This is a genomic window from Desulforamulus aeronauticus DSM 10349 (assembly GCF_900142375.1).
GTDB classification, from domain to species: domain Bacteria; phylum Bacillota; class Desulfotomaculia; order Desulfotomaculales; family Desulfotomaculaceae; genus Desulfotomaculum; species Desulfotomaculum aeronauticum.
Genome location: NZ_FRAR01000004.1, coordinates 183593 through 206837, shown reverse-complemented (window position 1 = coordinate 206837; position 23245 = coordinate 183593). Strand labels below are relative to the sequence as shown.

Sequence of the window (23245 nt, the reverse complement as noted above, 5' to 3'; positions counted from 1 at the left end):
ATTGAAATCCCTGATTTATAGCCTCAGGATCACCGCTAACGGTCGCACTCTGCACGAGTGCGTGGATTGAAATAGGTTCGATGTATCCCATCCTACCAAATCACTGACGTCGCACTCTGCACGAGTGCGTGGATTGAAATTTCAATAAAATCTTTATCATTCAGTATTGTGATCAGTCGCACTCTGCACGAGTGCGTGGATTGAAATTATATAATAGCGTTTGTTAGTGTTTGGTAATAAGACGTCGCACTCTGCACGAGTGCGTGGATTGAAATCAATACCCGTAAACGCTTATGCCATGACCTAAATCGTCGCACTCTGCACGAGTGCGTGGATTGAAATTATTGCGGTTGTTGGCATTACTGCTGTTACTGCGGTCGCACTCTGCACGAGTGCGTGGATTGAAATTGATACCATTCCTTGTAAGTCATATCAGCAGGGAGTCGCACTCTGCACGAGTGCGTGGATTGAAATCGGTGGATCATAAAATACTGGCTTACCACCTTTGCAGTCGCACTCTGCACGAGTGCGTGGATTGAAATATTTATGTGATGAACAACTTCTTCTTGTTTTAAGGTCGCACTCTGCACGAGTGCGTGGATTGAAATCAAAGCAAGGCTATAGCAGCCATTGAGCGGGGTGTCGCACTCTACAGAGTGCATGGATAACATATTGCCAATTGATAATACCCATCGCGGTAGGGTTCAGTACTTATTAAATTTGCTTTCATATACAAACACAGGGACAGCGAGATTGTTTCAGAAACATAATCCCTGTCCCTGTGTTTTTGGGAGTACACAATGAGTTTGACCGCCGCAGTCTCACCCTGCGATTTAATGGTAGGATTTAATGGTAGGAAAGGAAGGTTAGGCCGTGCACTACAAAGACGCAAAATCCATTCTGTCTTCTAAAAACGGGATGAATCCCTACCGGGGTTGCACCCATGGTTGCATCTACTGCGATTCCCGCAGTGAGTGCTACGGCATGACCTACACCTTTGAAGATGTGGAGGTCAAGCAAAATGCCCCGCAGCTTTTGGAGGACGCCCTGCGAAAAAAGCGCGGGCGCTCTATGATTGCCACCGGGGCGATGAGCGACCCCTATCTGCCCCTTGAGAAGAGCGAGAGGCTCACCCGCCATTGTTTAGAAATCATCGACCGCTACGGCTTTGGGTTTTCGGTGATTACCAAGTCGGATTTGGTTTTGCGGGACATGGACCTTTTGCAAAGTATCCACCACAAGGCGAAATGCGTGGTGCAGATGACGCTGACCACCTATGATGAGGCGCTTTGCCGCATTTTAGAGCCTAATGTGGCCACCACACGCCGTCGGTTTGAAGTACTAAAGGAACTGCAAAGTGCAGGCATTCCCACGGTGGTTTGGCTAACACCTATCCTGCCTTTTCTTAACGATACCGAGGAAAATATCCAAGAGCTTCTTAGCTATTGCGGTGAAGCTGGTGTACGGGGTATTCTCACCTTTGGCATCGGTATGACGCTGCGTAGCGGCAACCGAGAATATTTCTATCAAAAATTAGATGAGCATTTTCCGGGGATGAAGCAGCGGTATATGCGTGCTTTTGGCACAGCCTACGGTATCAAAAGCCCAAATGGAAAGACATTGGGCAAGCTGGTGAAGGAGTTTTGCAAGCAAAACGACATCCTTTGCGGCACCCAGACGGTGTTCGATTATCTGAACCAACTGGACAGACCACAGGAGCAGCTGTCGTTGTTTGAGTAATGAAAAGTAGTATAAGGGTATTCCCTTAGCGTAAAACTCCCCATTATGGTGCAAGATAAGGGGGAGTTTTTTTATTTGAGCTGGGGGTGGGACGATGCCTGTTCGTAAGAAAGTGATTTACATGGTTATTGATTCTTTCCACCCTAGGGCATTGGAACACGGTATAGAGCAAGGACTTTTGCCGGCTTTCTCTTTTCTAATTGAAAACGGCCGACTTTATCCTGATTGTATCTCCGGTTTTCCCACCGTAACACCTGCCTGTACAGCATCCCTGACCACCGGGGCACCGCCGTCTTTACATGGAATACCCGGTATAGTTTGGTATCACCGAGGGGAAAGAAGAATAATTGATTATGGTTCTAATTGGTATTCCATTTTAAGAAATGGACTGGTTCAGGCTGCTCAAGAATATCTGTTTAACCTCAACCACAAGCATTTAGGGTGGCAAGTAAGAACCATTTATGAAGATTTAGAGTCCAAGGGATATTTCACAGCTGCCTCCAATCCCATTATATATCGAGGAAATAAAGAATATTTAGCTCAAATTCCGTTGTTAATCAAGTTAGTTACCCTGTTTCAGGTGGATGATAGGAAAATCTATGGGCCAAAAGGTTTTTTGCTAGGTAAATTTTACCAACCGCCAGGTGAATTAAGGCAAAGTGTAACAGATATTCGCTATTGGCCTCGTTTTGCTGTTAATGACAGATTTTCCGCCCGAGCGGCCCAGTGGTTTTTGCAGCAAAAGCCAAAACCGGATTTGTTAACTGTTTACTTCCCGGATACCGACAAACAGGCACATAAAAAGGATGCGGATTGTTGTAACCCCTGTCTGACCAAGGTGGATAAGAGGCTACAAGAGTTGCTCAATGGCTTTCCTTCCTGGCAGAAAGCTCTGGAAGAGTGTATTTTTATCGTGGTGGGAGATCATGGACAATCCACCATACAGGGCAGAAAAAGTCTCGTTAGGATCGATAAGTTACTGAATTTCTATTCCCAGGCTAGGATTGGTGAAAACCCAGTGGAAGAAAAAGATATTGCCATCTGTTCCAATGAGCGGTTGGCCTATATTTACATACTTAGATACCGTCCGGGTATGCGAAGAAGTATAGCAGAATGTTTGATCAAGGAACCAAATGTTGATCAAGTTATTTGGCAAGATCAAACTTGCTATTATGTAGTAACCTCCAAGGGCAAATTATCTTTTCGTAAAAAGGGTAATTTGCAGGATTCGTATGGAAACTGTTGGGAAATTACGGGGGAACCAGAGATTTTAGATATGAAAATAGAGGGGAATGTGATTCACTACAATACTTATCCTAATGCGTTGGAACGTATTTTCCATTGTTTAGATAACCCGAATGCCGGGGAACTGGTTGTCACGGCAAAACCAGGGTATCTTTTAGCTGGCGCTGGTGCTCCCCCCTGGCCGGGAAAAGGAAGTCACGGTTCCCTTTATCGCGAAGACTCGCTGGTGCCTCTCATCATCAGCGGGGCTTCTACTACCATGGAGAAGCCCCGCATTACTGATGTAGTTCCCTTTATTAAGTCACTGTTTCATTGAGCGTTCCGACGCAGATCGTACCGGCGGTGATGTTATAGAAATAAACCGTGTTGGCCTTGATGAAAATATTTCTGCCGTAGGCTTTATCCGAGGTCTTGAAAACCACCTTACCAGACTTGTCGAAAATCATGATTCTGTACTTTGAAAGCTCCGTTTCTTTAAAGGTACAGACAAGATATTCATCATTGTCTCCCGCCAGTTTCAGATCATCCAGCTCTGCCCCAGGATTTACATTCTCGCCGGCGGCATTGTAAAGGATGTTATTTGTATCATCTTGCCAGTAAACTCTGCTGTTCAGAATGGCAAAATTTCTGACAGAGCTCGGATTTTTGCTCAGTTGCTGAACTAGCTCTTCCCTTCCGTCCGTAAGGGAGATACGATACAGGTCGCCCTCATTCTGATAGTATAGGAAATCCCCTTCCTTCTGAAAGGCGAGCGCTTCTCGCTGGCTGATCCTGGTTACTTCATTGGTATTGATATTCACTTTGTAGATCCCAGTCGTCCCGTTACCTTGTTTCATCATTGGAAAGGCCAGGATATACAGATCGTCCCCGACCAGATAGACATCATCCGTTCCGCTGCCACCGCTGCCGTTAACATCTGTTCTCCAGGCCCAGCCATAAAGGTAATCTGGGTCTCCCAATGGCTTCGGTTCACCCTGACCGGACTTCATAAAGAGGTTTCCTGCTCCCGGCGCTCCGCCCGTCCAGTAGGAGAAGCTCTTATCACCAAAGGTCTTGACCCGCGTATAGCTATTCTGTAGTTGCGAAGTGGTGCCATCGTCATTCAAGCGGATCAGAAAATCCGCGCCCATAACCGCACCACCGATGTGGTAGAACAGATACGCCACCCCTTTGTCCACGTACAACCTGGTATAATAAACAGGTTGTCCATCGCCGTAGCTCTCGACGGGAAGCTGGTAAACGGTTTTTGTCCTGGACAGGTTTGCCAGGGGAGCCTGGATGATGCGGCCTTTGCTGTCCTCATAGTAAGCATATTGATCAGTCACTGTCACATTGTCAATGTCGTCATACGCCTTTTTGATGCTGCCATTGGCGATTGGCTTTTGTTCCAGTACGAGATTGGTCGAACGGATGGTGAGTCCGTTCTGGCCGTCAAAGCTGTAGTCCCAGCCGAATTCCTTTACACCGAACTCCCAGGTCAGCGGAAAATAGGTGACGTTCCGGAAGGACAGCAAGGGGTATTGTTCTTTGCTGTTGTCCAGGGTTTTCCCATTGACCTTGACCGGAAAGTCGGGTACGGATGCTGGATAGCGGCCCCCGTTCTTTGCGGAAGCTTTCTGGGGCTTATAAGCTGCTGTAATGCCCGTTTTTTCAACGGCGAGGCCCGCCGTATTTCCCTTCCATTCGGTTTCCAGCCCTAGAAACCGGCAGTCGTTATAGGTCATGGGGAAATAGGTAATGTCGTTATATACGATAAAGGGATATTGGATGTGACTGTTATCAATCTTAACTCCATTAACGGTAATACCGTTGACCGGTATCGTTACCGTTACATTTTTTTCGGCCTGTGCTCCGTAAGCAGCCCCCGATACCATCAGCACAAGCAGAAACGCCAACGATAATGCTTGAAGTGTTCTCCTCATTTTCTTCACCCTCCATACCTCTACTATCATATCTGGGGTACTGTTCAATGGTAGTAAACAAGCTACGTTTTACTAACAAGTTGTTCTACCAGTTCCTCAGTGGGAGACACCATGAGGGTTTGCTGATGATCATAAATAACCATTCCAGGCTTGGCCCCTCGAGGTTTTCTCACATGACGTCGTAAGGTATAGTCCACCGGAACTTTACCGGATTGCCGTGCTTTACTAAACCAGGCAGCCAAGGTGGCGGCTTCCAGAAGGGTTTGCTCGGATACACCTTCACTTTGGCTACTACGGATAATCACATGGGAACCGGGAATATCTTTGGTGTGCAGCCAGATATCTTGATCGGCAGCCAGTTTAAGGGTAAGGTAATCGTTTTGTTTGTTATTTTTACCAACCAGAATGGAAAAACCTTCTGAAGAAATAAAGGACAGGGGCTCAGGACGAACCTGTTCTTTTTTCGTTCTTCCTCTCCCTTGTAGAACGCGCGGCTTCAGGTAAGCCTGTTCCTCTAATTCACTGCGTATTTCGGCTAAAGATTCCAAGTCCTCTGCCTGTAGAACAGCATTTTCTACAGCCTCTAAGTAAGTAAGCTCTGATTCTGCCTGTTCTAAATGACTAATTACCGCATCCCGGGTATGCTTGGCCTTGAGATATTTTTTAAAAAAGGCCTGGGCATTTTGGGACGGGGTAAGGGAGGAGTCCATTTGAATCACCATTTTTTCAGCTGCGGGATGGTAAAAATTTTCCACCACTGCTTCCGGCCCCTGTTCAATTTGATAAAGGTTAGCTGTCAAAAGTTCTCCGTAAATACGGTATTTGTCGGCCCTTTCGGCGTTCTCTAGGGACTCACGGTGTAAATTCCGCTTTTTCCGTAAGCGGCTGACTTCTTTACGCACAATTTGCGCCAAGGATTGGCGTTCACTTTCAAGCAAACGTACCTGTGTAATTTGGCTATAGTATTGGTCTAAAATTGTACTAATGCTGGCGGTTTCTCGTTTACTGGCCGGCAGGTACGATAAGTTTATGGCGGCAAAATCCAGCGGCAACCCCCGCCGATCTAAGAGTAGCGTAGGTTCAAAGGTGCTTTCATTCAATAAGGTGCAAATCCATTTCAGTTGCTCCCACAGTTTAGTTAGCTCATAATCGCCACAATGTTCCAAGGCATAATCCACGGGTAAACCAGTCCTTGCCACCAATTCTCGGCAGGTTTGGGGACCTAACCCGGCAATTTTTTGCAATAAGGTACTAGCCACCGGAGAGTCCAGATTACTTTGTAATAACAGGGATTTAAAAGCATCCTCCGTAAGTTGTCTCGGGTCAATTTTACCCTGTGCCGGCGGCGGCAGATAGGGGCGATTGGGTAACACTTCCCGATAGCGTGATACTGAATGGGAATAGCGGTGAATACCATCAACAATGGTGTTGCTATCCGGGTCTACCAGTAGAACATTGCTGTGTTTCCCCATCACTTCACAGATAAGAATTTTTTCTGCGGGTCGTCCCAACTCATCCCTTGAATCCACAGCAATTTTGAGGACTCGCTCCAGCCCGACTTGCTCCACTGAGCGAACGCGTCCGCCCTCCAGGTGTTTGCGCAGTACCATGCAGAAAATCGGAGGAGCAAGGGGATTTACAAAGGAACCAAATGTTACATGAATGCGGGCATCTTGGGCGTTGGCTGAGAGCAGCAGTCGCAGCTTACCCCTTGCCCGAGTATGAATGACCAAGATAATTTCGTTGGCGCTGGGTTGTTGGATTTTTTCCAGCCGTCCTCCTATCAATAAATCTGCCAGTTCTTGTGCTACGGCAGCCATTACTAAACCATCAAAAGCCATCAATATCTTCTCCTTCCTACCCCTCTATTGTAGCGGACCCTATGAATGGTGTCACCAGGTTTATCAGTCATAACCAAAATATGGGTCTTTTTTTCGGACAGGCTGAATAGATTTTAAAAGAGTAAAGGACAAACCTGTTTGGAGGTGTGACACAATGACCACGCGGTGGTTTGCCATGAAGCGACAAGAGGTATTGGAGCAATTGGCTACCTGCAGCGAAAAAGGGTTGGACGAGCAGCAGGCTAAGGAGAGAATGGAACAATTTGGGCCCAACAAGTTAATAAGTGCCAGGAAGACCCCACCCTGGCAAATGTTTTTAAATCAATTTAAGGATTTTATGGTCTTAGTATTAATTGCTGCCACTGTGATTTCTGGGTTTCTTGGCGAATGGGCCGATGCCGTTACCATCATGATTATTGTGGTAGTGAATGCTGTACTGGGATTTGTCCAAGAATTTCGGGCAGAAAAATCCATGGAGGCACTTAAGGCCATGACAGCACCGGAAGCTAAGGTGATTCGGGAAGGCCTGGAAAGAAAGTTACCTGCTGCGGAACTGGTTCCTGGTGACATTGTATTGATTGATACCGGGGATAAAATACCCGCCGACCTGCGGCTGTTGTCTATTGCCAATCTGGAGGTGGAAGAATCCGCTCTGACAGGTGAATCACATCCTGTAAAAAAACGGGTAGCCAACATGGCCGGGCAGGAGGAAGTTTCCCTGGGGGATACCCGTAATATGGCCTATATGGGGACCGTTGTGGTGCGGGGACGAGGCTCCGGTGTGGTAGTGAATACGGGCATGCATACGGAGATGGGGCATATCACCCGGATGATTCAGGAGGCCGAGGAAGATGTAACTCCTTTACAAAGACGCTTGGAACAGCTAGGAAAGATTCTGGTTGCTTTTTGTCTGCTGGTTTGTACCCTGGTGGTGGTGTTGGGTGTATGGCGTGGGGAACCGCTCTATAACATGTTTCTGGCTGGCGTTAGCTTGGCTGTGGCTGCTATTCCAGAAGGTTTACCTGCCATTGTAACCATTGCTTTGGCTATCGGAGTGCAGCGAATGATTAAACGCAACGCCATTATTAGGCGGTTGCCAGCGGTAGAAACCTTGGGTTGTGCCACAGTTATTTGCAGTGATAAAACAGGCACTTTAACGGAAAACCAGATGACGGTTCGCCAGGCTTGGCTGGGTAGTACCCAGGTAAAAGTAAGTGGTGAGGGTTACGATCCTAAAGGAGGATTTGATTTTCAAGGACCCAAAGGGCCCGAATTTAATCTATTCCTAAAATGTGCGGCACTGTGCAACAATGCCCAACTAAGCAAAGGAGAACTCTCTGTGACGGGGTTACTCCGTAACCTACAGGCAGGTAAACTAGCTCGTGTTTGGGGAGTGGCAGGGGATCCTACTGAAGGGGCTTTAATGGTAATGGCTGCCAAAGGCAAGATTTGGCGTAAGGATTTGGAGCGGGAAGATATCCGGTTAGCGGAACTTCCCTTTGATAGTACTCGTAAAAGAATGTCGGTGGTATACAAAGACAGATCTGGCAAGGTCACAGCTTATGTTAAGGGTGCACCGGATGTGATGTTAGATTTATGCAGCCATATTTACAAGGATGGTCGTATTATTCCTTTCAGTGAAAGTATGAAAGCAGAAATGCTGAAGTATAACTCCCATATGGCGAAAGAGGCTTTACGGGTGCTGGCCCTGGCTTATCGGAATCTGGAAGGATTTCAAACAGAGGATGAATTTACCGAGGAAAGAATAGAACAGGGATTAACCTTCCTGGGTTTAGCCGGTATGATTGATCCGCCACGTCCCTCGGCCATACAAGCCATTCAAGCTTGTCGGCGAGCCGGTATACGGACGGTTATGATCACCGGTGATCACCAATTGACAGCCCAAGCTGTGGGCAAGGAACTAGGGTTATTAGCCAAAGGGGCTCAGGTGTTGTCGGGTAGGGAGATAGACCGTCTTTCCGATGATGAATTACAACGGGAAGCAGAAGCAACAGCTGTTTATGCGCGGGTTAGTCCTAAACACAAACTACGTATCGTGCGGGCTCTCAAACGGAACGGACATGTGGTGGCAATGACCGGGGACGGGGTTAATGATGCACCGGCTGTAAAGGAAGCAGATATTGGCATTGCCATGGGTAAATCTGGAACGGATGTTACCAAAGAAGCCTCTGCCATGGTGCTGGCGGACGACAATTTTACAACCATTGCCGCAGCCATTGAAGAGGGCCGGGCCATTTACGATAATATTCGGAAGTTTATTCGTTACTTGCTGTCTTGCAACGTAGGGGAAGTTCTAACCATGTTTTTGGCGGTTTTAATGGGGATGCCGTTACCTTTGTTGCCAATCCAAATATTATGGATGAACCTGGTCACCGATGGACTGCCTGCCATGGCACTGGGTGTTGACCCTGCGGAGAGAGATATCATGTATCGAAGACCCAGAGATCCTCAGGAGAGTGTCTTTTCCCACGGCTTAGGATGGCGGATTGCCAGTACCGGAACTTTATTTGCGCTGGGTACCTTGTTGGCCTTTGCCATTGGTTTAATGATGGGGCAGGTGGATTTAGCCAGAACCATGGCTTTTAATACCCTGGTATTTTACCAGTTGACCTTTGTTTTCTCCTGCCGTTCTGAAAGACATTCGATTCTGGAAATTGGACTATGGGGCAACCCACAATTGCTGTTGGCAGTAGCTATTTCCACTGCTCTGCAGTTGGCAGTAAATTACATTCATTTTCTGCAGCCTATCTTTAAGACGGTACCGATGGAACTGAAACATTGGGTTGTGGTGCTGACCATTGCCATTGTACCGCAACTGCTAGGTATTTTGGTGAAGGCTGTGAAGGATAGGGCGAAGGAAAGGATTATGTATATCCGAGCATAAAAAAGAACCAGTGTCAAGGGAGTTCCGTTGACACTGGTTCTTCTTCATTTCTCTTGATGCTACATTCTAAACCACTGTGCCAATCCTAAACCTATTTTTTCATACCATCTGCCATTCGATTACGTAGTCCGTTTTGATAAAAAGCAATTTGCTTGTTATCATTGGGAATTTTATCTATAATTCTGTTAAGAGCTTCATGTCTTTTACCTCCAGGTGCTGTGAAAGATAAGTGAAATTTATATAAACGTTGATAAATAAAAATTTACAGGAGAAGATTGATGAATGAAATTGAGATAGTAGAAAACTGGCTTTCTTCGTTTGCAAGAAATATTCCAAATGATGTTTTGGATAATCATGTGTTGGGAGATTGTAATTTCTTGTGGCATATTTTTACATGGGGTAAGGTTGCGTGTCTAGCTGGAGATGAGGCAAGGGCAGCGTTTGATAAGCAGAAATATAAAAGTGCAATCATGTTTTGCAATGGATATTCACGGAATGGGGTTCCTCAAATTGATAAATTGGATTTAATAGAAAAAATCGATGCCAGTAAATTGGAGGAAACAGACGATGTGTATGTTGTGGACAGGAACTTTAGGTGGACATATGTTCATACACACGAAGAACAATGTGGCCCTTATTTTTGTGAAAAAGAAATAGAGTAAAGGGCAAATTCAAATTTATCGGTGAGAATATAAGCAATTTGCTATATTTCGACATGTTATCAAATGTCGAGATAGGAAAAAACGCCAGTGCTTTGGGAGATTAAGTTGATAAGTGGACTGCTCCTACCCATATTTTATATGGAGCCAAGGACAATCTCCAGAGCAGAAGGGTTATCAATGCTTTTGTAGACAGCTTCAACTGCCGTCTTACTGTTGTTGAAAACAGCGAACATCCATTTATGGATGCACACGATAAGGCAATCGTCGAAACATGGATGACAGACAATCTATTATGAGCATTTCGCTTGGTAGGGGCTTTTTCTCCACTAAAGCGAGTTTGAATTATACTGTAAATTGCTAGGGGTAACTAAATGGAGGAATTGACATATACACCGCTTGATGACTCTCATGCAAATGGTTTACTGTCCATTTGGTCTGATGTAGACGTCATCCGGTTCACCAATATAAAAGAGTCATGTACATTAGAAGAAGTTAAAGATAAGATCAGAGTTTTAAAGGATTTTGATGTATTTGTTGTTAGCAATGCAAATGGCTTGATTGGGATTGTCGGATGCCCTTGCATTGATAAAGCAAAATCTCGATACGGATTATTTTATCAGTTTTGTAAATCAAGTTGGGGACAGGGCTACGCAACAGCAGCAACCAAATGGCTGTTACGGTATATGAGAGAAAAATATGGTGATATTACCTTCTTTGCCGATGTAGTCGTAGATAACATTGCCAGCGAAAAAATCCTTAAGCGCTTTGGTTTTAAATTTATTTCCCAAGAAGATAGCTTTGAACGCAATGGAATCAAGATGAAAATACACAACTATAAATTATGAAAAATAATCTCTCGCAAGGATGAGCTTTGCGGGAATTTATAATCTGAAGAGATCATTATAGTGAGAAAAGCACACGAAAAAAATAACAGAGCCGGATTCTAATGCGGGATATGCAAAATAATCTCCCGCCAAAGCAGTATTTTTATATGAAATGGCTTCCCAATAAGTCAATTTCATATGACGACCTATTGCGGTTTGGAAGGGAGCTATGCTGATGTTTCGAATAGGAGAATTTTCAAAACTGACACAGATAACAATCCGAATGCTCCGATACTATGATGAGGTAGGGCTTTTGAAGCCAGCAGAGATTGACCCAGGGACGGGGTATCGTATGTATTCCGTCGAGCAAATACCCATTCTAAACAAAATAATCTATCTTCGTGATAGTGGATTCAATGTTTCAGAAATTGCGGTAGCCCTTACTATAAAAGATGATCACTCCCTTGTGGAACAGCTTGACGTGAAATATTTAGAGGTAGAGAAAGTAATTCAAGCTGAACAGAAAAAATTGAAGAAAATAGAGTTTGCCAAAAATGAAATCGTAAACCAAAAAAGCGAAATGCACTATAATATTTCAATCCGAACCATTCCAAGTTATCAAGTTCTTTCCTTGCGTAGAATAATTCCAGACTACTATGCCGAAGGTGAATTATATCAGGAAATATCTACTTTTGCAGTGCAACATCAAATAGAGATATCAAGCAAAGTTTTTGCTATCTATCATGATGTCGAATATAAAGAAACGAATGTTGATGTTGAGTTATGTGCACCTGTAAAAAAACTAGAAAAGAGTGTAGGGGATTTTGTCTACCGGAACACCGCACCAGTACCGATTATGGCTTGTACAATGGTATATGGAGCCTTTACGAATATTGCAGGAGCATATTTAGCCTTTGCAGAATGGCTGCAAAAAAATAGTCAGTATAGAATGTCCGGGCTAAATCGGCAAATTGTACATCGTGGGCCGTTTAATGAAAGTAACCCCGAAAAATATTTAATAGAACTTCAAATACCAGTGGAACTTATATAATCAGGCGTAGTGTCTTGCATTTTTGCAGGACGCTTTTTTATTCCCTTGACTCTCACATGATGTGAGGGTCTATGATCTACTTGAAATCAGTGAAATGGAGGAAAAAACATGAGTAAATTTATGGTACATCCTATCGGAAAGGTTCACAGCAATGAGAACGGAACATTTATTAAAGTCGAGGAAAAATACATTCCTGCCCTGCAAGCGTTGGAGGGATTTAGCCACATCAACGTTATTTGGTGGTTTAGCGATTTTGATGATGAACAGTCCCGTTCTGTCCTACAAACAGAACAGCCATATAAAGGCGCCCCCGATGTGATGGGGATTTTTGCCACAAGATCGCCAATGCGTCCAAACCCGATTGCTTTGACTACGTCAGAGGTTATTCACATTGACAATGAAAAAGGTATTATACAGATTGCGTTTATCGACTCTAATGATAATAGCCCTGTACTCGACATCAAGCCGTACACTCCAAGCCTTGATAGAGTGGAAAAGTCCGGCGTTCCTACATGGTGCAGCCATTGGCCGAAAAGCACAGAAGAAGCCGCTTCCTTTGCATGGGAAAAAGAGTTTAATTTTTAAGGGGAGGTCGGTAAATTTTATATAATTTGATGGAAATTGAACACCCTCACCCGAAGTCTGACTGGCAGATGGGAGTGGGGTGTTCAGTTGTTTCGGATACTTATTTTCGGCTAATGATTGATTATTTTTCTCCGCTGCCTACGCCATATCCGATAGTCTAACAGTCGGTATTTTAAGGCTTCTCCTGCACCGTTTCTTCTTTGAAATGTTGATTACATCCAATTGGGGAGAGCCTTGGCAGCCGCCTCTTGTGGTTTTGCTTGTTATAATTTCGGCCACAATCCTGACCACCTTTATCGCAGTGGTTTCACCAACAAGGAATCGAAAAAATGAGCATCCTTAATGTTATAAACGTTGGATAACAGAAAGGTGTATTGAAGCACCGAAATAAACGATACTATTTTATAGTAGCCGAAAAATTGGACGATACACGTGAATTTCAACAAATAAAAGAACCAGTGTCAAGGGAGTTCCGCTGACACTGGTTCTTCTTCATTTCATGACTTTATATCTTAAACCGGGCGGAGGTGTTTTTTAGTTCCTCAGCCATTTCGGCGAGGGCTTCACTGGAGGCAGATAACTCTTCCATCATAGCCGTTTGCTCTTGAGCGGTACCTGCTACCGTCTGTACACCTGCAGAAATTTGCTGGCCGGAGGCGGCCACATCTTGGACCTGCGTACTTACCTCCTGAATAGCCGCTAAAATCTGTTGGAAGGACTGGGCCACCCCATGGACGACCTGGGTTCCCTTGTCAACCTCTTGAACTCCTTCAGACATGGTGGTCACAGCTCGGGCGGTTTCATCCTGAATGGTATAGATTAGATCTTTAATTCTGTTGGCTGCAGTGGCACTTTGTTCTGCCAGCTTGCGCACCTCTTCAGCTACCACAGCAAAACCACGGCCCTGTTCTCCTGCCCGGGCGGCTTCAATGGCTGCATTAAGGGCCAGCAGATTTGTTTGTTCAGCAATCTGGGTAATCATTTCTACAATCTGGCTGATTTGACCAGAGGCCTGATTTAATTCGTTAATAACTTTAGAAACCCGCTCAGTGGAATCTTTAATGATTTCCATCTGTCCTTCAACCTGCGCCAAACCTTGATGACCCTGTTCTGCCGATTGGCTGGCAGCTTGAGAAGAGGAAGAAACTAGACTGGTATTTTCCGAGACCCGTTCCACCGAAGCGGCCAGTTCCATTAAGGTGCTAGAGGACTCACTGGCAGAGGCTGAAGATTGCTGGGCGGTGGCGGTAAGTTCTTCACTGGCAGCAGATACCGTTTGGGCTTTTTCATTAATATGCAGGACCAAATCCTTGAGGGAGATGCTCATCTGATTAAAGGCGAGGGCCAATGTACCCACTTCGTCCTGATTGCTTACCTTGAGCTCTTCAGAAGCCAAATCGCCCGCGGCTATTTTGGCCGCTGCTTGCTCCAATTTGCGAATGGGGTTGGCAATTAGGTTAGAAACATAGAGAGCCACGGCCAATCCCGCCGCCAGGGCAATTATAATAATAATAAAAATCATAGTAACAAGCTGGTTAACATTTTTCTGGGCTGCAGCATGCTCTGCATCTACTAGTTGATCAACGAAAGTAATAAGTTTACGTCCAGCATCGATAGTACCGTTAACGGTTCCTTTATCGGCTAAAGTTTGTTCTTGGATTTTCCTTAGCATATTCAGCTCTTGTTGATCGGGAGTGGCGTTGTCGCTAGAAAGCTGGCGAAGGTTAGTTAAATTGCTCGCATATAGAATGTATTTGGCGTACTCTTTATTATAGTCATTATAGATTTTTAGTGCCTGATCGTTTTTTAAAGAAGCTCTAAGCTTAGACATAGCCCTGTTGGTTTCGGCAATTTCGCTGACATGCTTGTCCAAGTAGGATTTATCGCCGGTTATTAAGTAGTTACGCAGATTAAGTGCTGATTTTTCGATCAGGATTAAGGAATCATTTGTTTGATTAATAATTACTAGCTGCTCGCCAAATAATTGATCATAACGATTGCTAATTTGATTTATTTCATAATAAGAAAAGAGGCCAACAATCAACAATAAACTTAAAATAACCCCAAAACCTGCCAGTAGCTTTCTTTTAATAGGAAATTTATTGATAGAGACGGTTTTCGTAAAGAATTGGCAATCCCGACAAAAGGGTATTTTTTGAGCAACGGTACCTTGTTTTTCACCACGGCATAGGGTACCCGGAACTTTCCAGCAATCTTTACCCTGTTGGAGTGTGTAGGCGGGGCAATTTTGCTGCCTTTCTTCTGGACATTTAAGGTATTCCCAGCAGTTGTTCACGATTAGCCTCCTTAATGGAAAAATTTTTTTAAATAGGTAGAATTTACTTGGGAATATTTTAACAAATTTTACCGGTATTCGTCTATATGATTTGTCATTAAATTGTCAAAATAGAAAGTATACTGTAGATAAACTGTAGATAAAAGGAATACAGTGTACAAAACGGAGTTGTGAAGGAATTCTTTATCCTAGGTAGAAATTCATCCAATGAAAGGACATACTACACTATGATAAAAGCTGAATATTAGGAAAGACAAAACTTCAAGTGAGGTGGCCCAGTTGCTATTTACCAAAGTACATGGTTTAGGAAACGATTTTATTTTAGTTAATGCCGGAATTGGAGAAAGATTCCCGGATGATTATGCCACGCTGGCCAAGGAAATGTGCGACCGGAAATTTGGGATAGGCGCTGATGGCCTAGTACTGCTATTGGACTCCGGTGTGGCCGACGTGCGAATGAGGATCATTAACTCCGATGGTACTGAAGCAGAAATGTGCGGCAACGCTATTCGCTGTGTTGCCCAATATTTATATGAACACAATATTGTAAGAAAAGAACAAATTAAGGTAGAGACCTTAGCAGGTATTATAGTGCCCCAGGTGATTCTAAAGAATGGTATGGTAGAAGCCATTAAAGTCGATATGGGAGAACCAAGGCTGCAACGAGCAGAGATTCCCATGGTAGGTGAGGCAGGACAGGTTGTTAATGATACTTTAGAGGTAGATGGTCAGAAATTCTATATCACCGCAGTTTCCATGGGGAATCCCCATTGCGTCATATTTGTCGAGGATATTGCCTCAATACCCCTGCACATGATTGGCCCACGCATTGAATACCATCCTGCCTTTCCAAAGAAAACAAATGTAGAGTTTGTCCAAGTCTTAAACCCGCAGGAAGTCCGGATGGTGGTCTGGGAAAGAGGGGCTGGCCCCACCCTGGCCTGCGGTACCGGAGCTTGCGCTGTGGCGGTAGCCGGGGTACTGAATGGTTTAACAGAGAAGAAAGTGACAGTTCACTTGCCGGGAGGTCCTCTACAGATTGAATGGGCCGACAACGGAAAGGTATATATGACGGGTCCGGCAAGGGAAGTATTCCATGGTGAATATACAGTATACAAATCCTAATGTAGTTGAAAAACCTGTGTTTAAGTTGTTATACTTTGCACGAGCTTAAAAAAGGGGGTTTTAGTTTGCGCTTTGAAGAAGCTAACCGGATAAAAAACCTGCCACCATACCTCTTTGCCCGTATCGAAAAGGTGATTGCGCAGAAGAAAGAAGAGGGAGTGGATGTAATTAGTTTGGGCATTGGTGACCCTGATATGCCAACCCCTGAACACATCATTAAGGAAGCTCAGAAACAGGTGGCTGTGCCAGAGAACCATCAGTATCCTTCTTCTGTAGGACTGTTGTCCTACTGTCAAGCGGTGGTTGATTTTTATGCCAAGCGCTTTGGAGTTGTCTTAGATCCCAAGACAGAAGTGGTTTCCCTTATCGGATCTAAGGAAGGGATTGCCCACATTTCTTGGTGTTATCTAAACCCTGGTGATATCGTACTGGTGCCAGACCCTGGTTACCCGGTATACAGCGGTGGAGCAATTTTAGCCGGGGCAGAGCCCTATTACATGCCTTTGACCTTAGAAAATGGTTTTCTGCCGGACCTGGCAGCAATTCCAGAGGACATTGCCCAACGGGCAAAAATGATGTTTATCAATTATCCCAACAATCCCACCGGTGCCGTTGCCGATGAAAACTTTTATCAAGCTGTCGTAGAGTTTGCCAAAAAATATGAAATCCTAGTTTGCCATGACAACGCTTATTCCGAAGTGGCCTATGAGGGTTACCAACCGCTGTCTTTTTTACAGATCCCCGGTGCAAAGGAAGTGGGAATAGAATTTAATTCCGTTTCCAAAGCCTATAACATGACCGGTTGGCGTATCGGTTGGGCTGCCGGTAACGCGGCGGTAGTTGAAGCTTTGGGGCGTTTCAAGACCAATATTGATTCCGGTCAGTTCCAGGCTGTTCAGTATGCAGCTAGCGTTGGCCTAACCGGTTCCCAGGCTACGGTTGCAGCAAACAACGAGATTTACCGCGAGCGTCGGGATATTGTGGTGGATGGCCTCAATGCCATGGGTTGGCATTTGGCTAAACCCAAGGCTACCTTCTATATTTGGGCCCCAGTTCCTAAGGGTTTTACCTCTGCTTCCTTTGCAGAGTATGTCATTGAAAAAGCAGGTGTGGTAATTACTCCTGGCAATGGCTATGGTGATCAGGGGGAAGGATATTTCCGAATTTCTATTACCATGCCTAAGGAGCGGCTAGTGGAAGCTTTAGAACGTATGAAAAAGACGATTGGTAAAGTTGAGTTTTAATGGCCCTGGTTTTTAGCCCTTAGTCATTGGCTAACAACTAAAAAGCCAAAGGTTAATGGCAGGTCCTTAAATAAATTGTAAAACGGGAGAGAATACCATGAGATTAGCAGAACGGGCTACCAGCATCAGTCCTTCACCGACCCTTTCCATTGATGCCAAGGCCAAGCAAATGAAAGCCTCTGGCGTTAAGGTGATTAGCTTTGGAGTAGGCGAACCGGACTTTGATACACCGCAGCATATCAAAGATGCTGCTATCACTGCCATTCAAGAGGGAGATACCCGGTACACTCCTGCCGGAGGCACTTTAAAGCTAAAGCAGGCCATCGTAGAAAAATTCCGCCGGGAAAACGGCCTGGAATATCAGACCAATCAAATTGTAGTTTCCGTAGGGGCCAAGCATTCCCTTTATAACGCTTTTCAGGTTCTTTGTCAGCCTGGGGATGAAGTAATTTTACCGGCACCCTATTGGGTTAGTTACCTGGAGCAAATTAAATTAGCTGGTGCCGAAGCAGTGGTGGTACAGACTCACCAAGAAAACGGCTTTAAACTAACTGTTGATCAATTAAAGGCAGTGATTACCCCTAAATCCCGGGTCTTCCTGCTGAATAGCCCCAGCAATCCTACCGGGGGAGTTTACACCAAAGAAGAACTTACTGCCCTGGGAGAGGTGTTATTACAGCACAACATCACGATCATTTCCGATGAAATTTACGAAAAACTTCTTTACGACGGCTTGGAGCATGTTAGTATTGCTTCCATCAGTCCAGAATTAAAGGAAAATACCGTGGTGATCAATGGTGTATCCAAAGCCTACGCCATGACCGGTTGGCGGATTGGCTATGCTGCAGCCCCGGCACCGGTGGCAAAGGCCATAGCGGACCTACAATCCCACTCCACTTCCAATCCCACCTCCATGGCTCAGACTGCCAGTGTAGCTGCCTTAAATGGACCGCAGGAGCCGGTGCAGGCTATGGTTGTGGAATTTGAAAAACGTCGGAACTACATGTTGGGACGGCTCAATGCCATTGCCGGCATTACCTGCCCCAAACCGGGTGGAGCCTTCTATCTGTATCCCAATGTGGCCACCTATTTTGGCAAGACCTATCAAGGAAAGTCTGTGAATAATGCCACCGACTTAGCGAATCTTTTGCTAGAAATTGCCGAGGTAGCTGTGGTGCCGGGGATTGCCTTTGGCGGAGATGATTTTATCCGTCTTTCCTATGCTACCTCCATGGAGAATATTAAAGAGGGAATTGACCGGATCGAGAAATTCCTTGGGGAGCTCAAATAGAAATTGAGTAATTTAAAAATGACCTGGGCAAGTTATATTTAACTTTGCCCGGGTCTTTTTTTAGGGTAAAAAATGATAATGCAGCAGGGTATGATGTTATCCATAGCGAGCGACTTGTGTAGCGTCGGTAATGGCACTTGGCGAATGTAAGGCGAAATGGGGGTGGCGCGTACAGGATGTGCGCGCCAGCCGAACCGAAACAGGACGTTGAGTTGAGGCGACCCTCATTTTGCCTGGAATGAGCCGTAGTGCTGTCGACGTGGAATATGGAGTCGAGCGGTGGATAACATCATACCCATACTAACCCTACAGTTATTAAGGATGCTTTAAAGGAGGATTTAACTTGATTACACAGCAACAGACCCAGGATTATCAACAACGCCTGCTAAAGATGAGGGGAAATATACTAAATCGCATCCAGACCATTAATAAAGATGAAACTGGGAAGGGTGGGCTGGGATTTTCCATGGGTGAATCCATCGAGGAACTTTCCAGTTATGACAATCATCCTGCAGACCTGGGTACAGAGATGTTTGAGCGAAGTAAAGATCTGGCCCTTAAGGGAGATGCCATGTTAACTGTCCGAGCCATAGATGATGCCTTGAGCAAGCTGGCAGCTGGGCAATATGGCCTTTGCGAAGTTTGTGGTAAAGAAATATCTGCAGAGAGGCTGGACGCAGTACCGTACACCACCCAGTGTGTGGATTGCAAAGCAAGGGATGAGCACTTACCCAAAGACCATGAGAGACCGGTCGAAGAAGATGTGTTGGCAAATCCCTTTGCCCGTTCCTGGAAGGACGGTGAAGACTATAACGGCTTCGATGGTGAGGATGCCTGGGAAATCGTGGCCCGTTGGAATGAAGACACTGACCGTTCTCAGGCGGGATCTTACTATGGGGATGAAGAAATGATTGAAGAACATTTATATCCCTCTCAAAACCCCGATAGTATTCCCTATGAGATCGGAGAAGACGGAGTCATCTATGAATCTTTTCGGGGAGTAGATGATGAAAGCTCCCCCTACGAAGTAAATGAACGTTAGACCATAAGCCCTAGGTTATTGGTTTTTAAGTCTATCGGTTTTAGATGCGTAAAAATTCACGAAGTGTTAATCAAATAGTTCTAATATTTTGCCAGTTCGGGCATAACTAGGAAGGATACAAGGTTATGCTACGGAATGGCTCTTTTTCTTTAAATCTCTAGTTTTTTGGCCAAATTTAAAGGATATTCTAGTTTTAGGTAGAAACTATATTTAAAAAAACTAGGTGGTGAAAATTTGATAAAAAGCATGACCGGTTATGGCCGAGGGGAAGCAGAGGCTGAAGGTCGCAGGTTTACTGTAGAGTTAAAATCAGTGAACAATCGCTATTGTGAAGTGATTTTGCGACAACCCAGGTCATTAGCCCAGCTTGAAGATAAAATAAGAAGACAAATCCAAAATAAGGTTACCCGTGGGCGTATTGATGGGTTTATTACCATTGAGGAAACAGGAGAAGTTACCCCGGCAGTAAAAGTTGACAAAGCATTAGCCCTGACTTATCATAAGGCAATGGAGGAACTAATGGCAGATTTGGCTATATCTGATAAAATCTCCATTAGAGACCTAATATCTCTGCCTAACGTGATTTCCCTTGAACAAACTGAGGATGATGTGGAAGCTTGGTACCAAGCGATTCAAAAAGCCACCGATCAGGCCTTAGAAGGACTTATGTCTATGCGGGAAAACGAAGGGCAACGCCTTAAAACCGATATTCTGGAAAGGGCCAAGATTATTCGGCAATTAATCTTGGGACAAGTCTCCGAACGTGCGCCGTTGGTGGTACAAGAGCATCGGGAAAAATTGATGCAACGGTTAGCTGAATGGCTGGAAAACGGCACCATAGAGGAAAACCGTTTAGCTGCGGAAGTAGCCATCTTTACCGATCGAGCAGATATTTCGGAAGAATTGGTTCGCTTACATAGCCATTTAGAACAGTTAGCGCAGATCCTTACAGAAGGTGGGGCGGTGGGCCGCAAATTAGATTTCTTGGTACAAGAAATGAACCGGGAAGTCAATACCATTGGCTCTAAAGCTAACGACTTAATGATTACGAATGCGGTGGTAAATGCTAAAAGTGAACTAGAAAAAATTAGAGAACAAGTGCAAAATATTGAATAATAGTATAGGGGGAACCGAACATGGAAATTAAGCTTATTAACATTGGCTTTGGCAATATTGTATCGGCTAATCGGATTATTGCCATCGTTAGTCCCGAATCTGCTCCCATTAAACGTATTATCACTGAAGCCAGAGATCGGGGTATGTTAATTGATGCCACCTATGGACGGCGTACCAGAGCGGTTATTATTACTGACAGCGATCATGTAATTTTATCTGCAGTACAGCCGGAAACAGTTGCCAACCGTCTGGTAAGCAAAGAAGCTGCACAAGCGGACGAACCCACAGACTAGGGTGGAGTGGCATGCTTAAACGAGGTTTACTTATCGTCATATCAGGTCCTTCTGGAGCCGGCAAAGGGACCATTTGCCGGGAACTTATACAAAAAACTAAAGACATTTGCTTGTCAATTTCCTGTACTACCAGGCAACCAAGGTTCGGGGAACAGCATGGTGTTAATTATTACTTTGTATCCAAAAGAGACTTTGAAGAAATGATCACCAATAATCAACTACTAGAATATGCTAAGGTTTATGATAATTACTATGGTACCCCGATAGGTTATGTAGAAGAAAAACTAAATACAGGCAAAGATGTAGTATTGGAGATTGATATTCAAGGCGCCTTGCAAATTAAGAAAAAATACCCCAAAGGGGTATTGATTTTTGTCGTGCCACCTACCTTATCTCTTCTTAAGCAAAGACTTTCCGATCGCGGGACTGACTCAGAGGAGAGTATTAACAATCGTCTCAATTGTGTTTGTCAAGAAATGACCAATACAACCAGATACGATTATTTGGTGGTTAACGATAAGCTGGGAAATGCAGTGAGTCAGGTGGAAGCAATTATTATGGCTGAAAAATGTCGACCTTCCCGTTTTGATATTAAAAAATTTTTAGAGAGTTAGGAGTGAGTATAGCTATGATGAATAGGCCTTCTCTGGACGAATTAATGACCAAGGTAGATAGTCGGTATTCACTCGTGGTAGCCGCTGCCAAAAGGGCCCGTGTACTAACCGAAGAAGAATTGAAGACAAACCAGCCTATCAAAGTCAAACCGGTAACCTTTGCTTTGAAGGAAATAGCCAATGGCTCTGTAACCTATCGTCGCACCCGTTCGGGTTCAAAATAACGGAGGTGCTTTTTTGATACTGGCAGGAAAGAGGATTACCGTCGGCGTTACCGGCGGTATTGCTGCCTTCAAGGCTGCAGAATTGGTTAGTACCCTTGTGAAGTTAGGGGCCGAAGTACATGTGGCAATGACCTCCTCGGCCCTGGAATTTATTACCCCTTTAACCTTTGAAGTGCTGACTGCCAACCGGGTGGAAACCAATTTGTTCGAAAAATCTCCCGAAGGTGCAGTGCTCCATATTGATTTGGCACAAAAGGCCGATCTGCTAGTGATTGTTCCAGCCACGGCTAATATAATAGGAAAGGCTGCCAACGGTATTGCGGATGACATGGTTTCCACACTCATCCTAGCTGCCCGTTGTCCGGTTCTTTTTTGTCCGGCCATGAATGTGGTGATGTACCATAACCCGGTGGTGCAAAGTAACATGAAAAGATTAAAGGAATTAGGCTATCCCTTTGTGGAGCCGGGTGAGGGGCGGTTAGCCTGTGGTACCAGCGGCAAAGGCCGACTGGCAGATCTCGATAGCATTATCTATACGATGCAAAAATTAGTAACCCCCCAGGATCTGGCGGGGTTAGACGTTCTTGTTACAGCAGGTCCCACCAGGGAACCTTTAGATCCCGTTCGCTACTTGTCGAATCGCAGTTCTGGCAAAATGGGTTATGCCCTGGCAAAAGCGGCGGCACTACGGGGGGCTAGGGTTACCTTGATTAGCGGACCCACAGCTTTAGTGTCACCTCCCGGTGTAGAGATCATTCAAGTCCAAACGGCTGAGCAAATGTTTCAAGAGGTAATAAAGCGGGCTGAAAAAACGCAAATCATCATCAAAGCTGCTGCGGTGGCCGACTACCGCCCCTTGGATGCGAAAGAACAAAAGATTAAGAAGCAGGGCCAGGAAATGAACATTGAATTTACACAAAATCGTGATATCTTGGCCGAACTGGGCAGACAGAAAGGGGCCCATCAACTGTTGGTGGGCTTTGCAGCCGAGACCAATGATTTGGTACAAAATGCCATCGGTAAGTTGAAGCGTAAAAATGTAGATTTATTGGTGGCCAACGATGTTACACAACCCGGGGCAGGATTTGATTATGATACCAACATCGTACGTATTTTTGACCAAAATGGAGAGCTTACATCACTACCCCGGTTAGATAAACAACAGGTAGCTTGGGAAATTTTGAATATTGTAGTAAAAATGTTTAACCCGTTAAGGGGAAATTGA

At 44.9% G+C, this 23245-nt stretch carries 19 protein-coding genes and 1 CRISPR repeat array (1 of these 20 only partly in view); of the genes, 16 read left to right on the top strand and 3 right to left on the bottom strand.

From position 1 onward, the window contains the following. A CRISPR array of direct repeats spans nt 1-608; the repeat unit is 32 nt; unit sequence GTCGCACTCTGCACGAGTGCGTGGATTGAAAT (it extends 155 nt beyond the left edge of the window). A gap of 265 nt (nt 609-873) precedes the next feature. Beyond that, nucleotides 874-1740: an SPL family radical SAM protein gene (locus BUA78_RS00955; protein ID WP_072910405.1), complete on the top strand. Its 867-nt coding sequence runs from the start codon at nt 874-876 to the stop codon at nt 1738-1740. A 94-nt stretch (nt 1741-1834) separates the two neighbouring features. Further along, nucleotides 1835-3301 carry an alkaline phosphatase family protein gene (locus tag BUA78_RS00950; protein WP_072910404.1) on the top strand — a complete coding sequence of 489 codons (1467 nt, stop codon included), beginning with the start codon at nt 1835-1837 and terminating at the stop codon, nt 3299-3301. Here BUA78_RS00950 and BUA78_RS00945 read toward each other — a convergent pair. Both BUA78_RS00945 and BUA78_RS00940 read right to left on the bottom strand, forming a co-directional pair. Next, on the bottom strand, nt 3282-4907 hold the full coding sequence (locus tag BUA78_RS00945) for a DUF5050 domain-containing protein (RefSeq protein WP_072910403.1): 1626 nt from the start codon (nt 4905-4907) through the stop codon (nt 3282-3284). The two genes, BUA78_RS00950 and BUA78_RS00945, sit on opposite strands and share 20 nt — an antisense overlap. 62 nt (nt 4908-4969) lie before the next feature. Then, nucleotides 4970-6748 carry an Rqc2 family fibronectin-binding protein gene (locus BUA78_RS00940; RefSeq protein ID WP_072910402.1) on the bottom strand — a complete coding sequence of 593 codons (1779 nt, stop codon included), beginning with the start codon at nt 6746-6748 and terminating at the stop codon, nt 4970-4972. A 154-nt stretch (nt 6749-6902) separates the two neighbouring features. On the opposite strand from BUA78_RS00940, the gene BUA78_RS00935 reads away from it, so the two are divergent. The 5 genes from BUA78_RS00935 (at nt 6903) to BUA78_RS00915 (ending at nt 12775) form a co-directional block, all read left to right on the top strand. Continuing rightward, nucleotides 6903-9653, top strand: a complete 2751-nt coding sequence (locus BUA78_RS00935) for a calcium-translocating P-type ATPase, SERCA-type (protein ID WP_072910401.1) — start codon at nt 6903-6905, stop codon at nt 9651-9653. 278 nt (nt 9654-9931) lie between these two features. Continuing rightward, the gene (locus tag BUA78_RS00930; protein ID WP_072910400.1) at nt 9932-10315 is read left to right on the top strand and encodes a DUF4275 family protein; all 384 of its coding nucleotides are present in this window, start codon (nt 9932-9934) and stop codon (nt 10313-10315) included. A gap of 371 nt (nt 10316-10686) precedes the next feature. Next, nucleotides 10687-11160 (top strand): GNAT family N-acetyltransferase, encoded by a 474-nt coding sequence (locus tag BUA78_RS00925; protein WP_072910399.1) that lies wholly within the window; start codon nt 10687-10689, stop codon nt 11158-11160. A gap of 214 nt (nt 11161-11374) precedes the next feature. Beyond that, nucleotides 11375-12190: a MerR family transcriptional regulator gene (locus tag BUA78_RS00920; protein WP_072910398.1), complete on the top strand. Its 816-nt coding sequence runs from the start codon at nt 11375-11377 to the stop codon at nt 12188-12190. Nucleotides 12191-12298: 108 nt separating this feature from the next. Further along, nucleotides 12299-12775, top strand: a complete 477-nt coding sequence (locus BUA78_RS00915) for an SAM-dependent methyltransferase (RefSeq protein WP_072910397.1) — start codon at nt 12299-12301, stop codon at nt 12773-12775. Nucleotides 12776-13280: 505 nt separating this feature from the next. Here BUA78_RS00915 and BUA78_RS00905 read toward each other — a convergent pair. Next, nucleotides 13281-15071: a methyl-accepting chemotaxis protein gene (locus BUA78_RS00905; RefSeq protein ID WP_072910396.1), complete on the bottom strand. Its 1791-nt coding sequence runs from the start codon at nt 15069-15071 to the stop codon at nt 13281-13283. A gap of 279 nt (nt 15072-15350) precedes the next feature. Between BUA78_RS00905 and dapF the strand changes: the two genes are divergently transcribed. The 9 genes from dapF (at nt 15351) to coaBC (ending at nt 23245) form a co-directional block, all read left to right on the top strand. Beyond that, a complete protein-coding gene (gene dapF / locus BUA78_RS00900) occupies nt 15351-16196 on the top strand; it encodes a diaminopimelate epimerase (RefSeq protein ID WP_072910395.1) in 846 nt (281 codons plus the stop codon). A 65-nt stretch (nt 16197-16261) separates the two neighbouring features. After that, nucleotides 16262-17440 (top strand): LL-diaminopimelate aminotransferase, encoded by a 1179-nt coding sequence (locus BUA78_RS00895; RefSeq protein ID WP_072910394.1) that lies wholly within the window; start codon nt 16262-16264, stop codon nt 17438-17440. 97 nt (nt 17441-17537) lie between these two features. Continuing rightward, nucleotides 17538-18731: a pyridoxal phosphate-dependent aminotransferase gene (locus BUA78_RS00890; protein ID WP_072910393.1), complete on the top strand. Its 1194-nt coding sequence runs from the start codon at nt 17538-17540 to the stop codon at nt 18729-18731. A gap of 343 nt (nt 18732-19074) precedes the next feature. After that, nucleotides 19075-19773, top strand: coding sequence for a TraR/DksA C4-type zinc finger protein (locus BUA78_RS00885; RefSeq protein ID WP_072910392.1), 699 nt, complete (start codon nt 19075-19077; stop codon nt 19771-19773). A 234-nt stretch (nt 19774-20007) separates the two neighbouring features. Then, nucleotides 20008-20889, top strand: coding sequence for a YicC/YloC family endoribonuclease (locus BUA78_RS00880; RefSeq protein ID WP_072910391.1), 882 nt, complete (start codon nt 20008-20010; stop codon nt 20887-20889). A 20-nt stretch (nt 20890-20909) separates the two neighbouring features. Further along, the gene (remA, locus tag BUA78_RS00875) at nt 20910-21182 is read left to right on the top strand and encodes an extracellular matrix/biofilm regulator RemA (protein WP_072910390.1); all 273 of its coding nucleotides are present in this window, start codon (nt 20910-20912) and stop codon (nt 21180-21182) included. Between the two features lie 11 nt (nt 21183-21193). Then, nucleotides 21194-21796 carry a guanylate kinase gene (gmk, locus tag BUA78_RS00870; protein WP_072910389.1) on the top strand — a complete coding sequence of 201 codons (603 nt, stop codon included), beginning with the start codon at nt 21194-21196 and terminating at the stop codon, nt 21794-21796. 14 nt (nt 21797-21810) lie between these two features. Continuing rightward, a complete protein-coding gene (gene rpoZ / locus BUA78_RS00865) occupies nt 21811-22020 on the top strand; it encodes a DNA-directed RNA polymerase subunit omega (RefSeq protein ID WP_072910388.1) in 210 nt (69 codons plus the stop codon). 16 nt (nt 22021-22036) lie between these two features. After that, nucleotides 22037-23245, top strand: a complete 1209-nt coding sequence (gene coaBC / locus BUA78_RS00860) for a bifunctional phosphopantothenoylcysteine decarboxylase/phosphopantothenate--cysteine ligase CoaBC (protein ID WP_072910479.1) — start codon at nt 22037-22039, stop codon at nt 23243-23245.

Excerpts from the sequence above, each read along its gene's own strand:
- BUA78_RS00920 (WP_072910398.1), top strand. The coding sequence starts at position 11,375 with ATGTTTCGAATAGGAGAATTTTCAAAACTGACACAGATAACAATCCGA.
- BUA78_RS00930 (WP_072910400.1), top strand. The coding sequence starts at position 9,932 with ATGAATGAAATTGAGATAGTAGAAAACTGGCTTTCTTCGTTTGCAAGA.
- BUA78_RS00925 (WP_072910399.1), top strand. The coding sequence starts at position 10,687 with ATGGAGGAATTGACATATACACCGCTTGATGACTCTCATGCAAATGGT.
- gmk (WP_072910389.1), top strand. The coding sequence starts at position 21,194 with ATGCTTAAACGAGGTTTACTTATCGTCATATCAGGTCCTTCTGGAGCC.
- BUA78_RS00935 (WP_072910401.1), top strand. The coding sequence starts at position 6,903 with ATGACCACGCGGTGGTTTGCCATGAAGCGACAAGAGGTATTGGAGCAA.
- BUA78_RS00945 (WP_072910403.1), bottom strand. The coding sequence starts at position 4,907 with ATGAGGAGAACACTTCAAGCATTATCGTTGGCGTTTCTGCTTGTGCTG.
- rpoZ (WP_072910388.1), top strand. The coding sequence starts at position 21,811 with ATGATGAATAGGCCTTCTCTGGACGAATTAATGACCAAGGTAGATAGT.
- remA (WP_072910390.1), top strand. The coding sequence starts at position 20,910 with ATGGAAATTAAGCTTATTAACATTGGCTTTGGCAATATTGTATCGGCT.
- BUA78_RS00915 (WP_072910397.1), top strand. The coding sequence starts at position 12,299 with ATGAGTAAATTTATGGTACATCCTATCGGAAAGGTTCACAGCAATGAG.
- BUA78_RS00950 (WP_072910404.1), top strand. The coding sequence starts at position 1,835 with ATGCCTGTTCGTAAGAAAGTGATTTACATGGTTATTGATTCTTTCCAC.
- BUA78_RS00940 (WP_072910402.1), bottom strand. The coding sequence starts at position 6,748 with ATGGCTTTTGATGGTTTAGTAATGGCTGCCGTAGCACAAGAACTGGCA.
- BUA78_RS00890 (WP_072910393.1), top strand. The coding sequence starts at position 17,538 with ATGAGATTAGCAGAACGGGCTACCAGCATCAGTCCTTCACCGACCCTT.